Below are 1,031 nucleotides of genomic sequence, written 5' to 3'. Positions count from 1 at the left end.
TTCAAACCGAAAAAATCCGTCGCCCTGTCGGGCGTGACGGCGGGCAACACGGCCCTTTGTACGGTCGGCAAGACCGGCAACGACCTGCACTACCGCGGCTACGACATTCTCGATATCGCCAGCGCCTGCGAATTCGAAGAGATCGCGTACCTGCTGGTTCACGAAAAGCTGCCGACGCAAGCCGAACTCACCGCGTATAAGACCAAGCTCAAGGCGCTGCGCGGCCTGCCCGCCAACGTCAAGGCCGCCCTCGAATGGATTCCGGCCGCCGCGCATCCGATGGACGTGATGCGCACCGGCGTGTCGGTGCTCGGCACCGTGCTGCCGGAAAAAGACGATCACAACCTGCCGGGCGCGCGCGACATCGCCGACAAGCTGATGGCCTCGCTCGGTTCGATGCTGCTGTACTGGTATCACTACTCGCACAACGGCAAGCGCATCGAGGTGGAAACCGACGACGATTCGATCGGCGGCCACTTCCTGCATCTGCTGCACGGCGTGGAGCCGTCGAGCGCATGGGTCGACGCGATGCACGTGTCGCTGAACCTGTACGCCGAGCATGAATTCAACGCGTCGACCTTCACGGGCCGCGTGATCGCGGGCACGGGATCGGACATCTATTCGGCGATCACCGGTGCGATCGGCGCGCTGCGCGGACCGAAGCACGGCGGCGCGAATGAAGTCGCGTTCGAGATCCAGTCGCGCTACCAGAACGCTGACGAAGCCGAAGCGGACATCCGCCGCCGCGTCGAGAACAAGGAAGTAGTGATCGGCTTCGGCCACCCGGTGTACACGATTTCGGACCCGCGCAACAAGGTCATCAAGGAAGTCGCGAAGACGCTCTCGAAGGAAGCGGGCAACACCAAGCTGTTCAGCATTGCCGAGCGGCTGGAGTCGGTGATGTGGGACGCGAAGAAGATGTTCCCGAATCTGGACTGGTTCAGCGCGGTCTCGTATCACATGATGGGCGTGCCCACCGCCATGTTCACGCCGCTCTTCGTGATCGCGCGTACGGCGGGCTGGAGCGCGCA

At 63.0% G+C, this 1,031-nt stretch carries 1 protein-coding gene; it reads left to right on the top strand.

Going from position 1 to position 1,031, the window contains the following annotated elements; translation table 11 throughout:
• Positions 1–1,031: 2-methylcitrate synthase (prpC, locus tag NE850_RS39350; RefSeq protein WP_310700426.1), on the top strand; the 1,031-nt coding region annotated here is incomplete at both ends.

The organism is Paraburkholderia sp. USG1 (assembly GCF_031570135.1).
GTDB classification, from domain to species: Bacteria; Pseudomonadota; Gammaproteobacteria; order Burkholderiales; family Burkholderiaceae; genus Paraburkholderia; species Paraburkholderia dioscoreae.
Note: the sequence above shows the minus strand (reverse complement) of the source record. Positions and strands in the feature narration are given on the sequence as shown.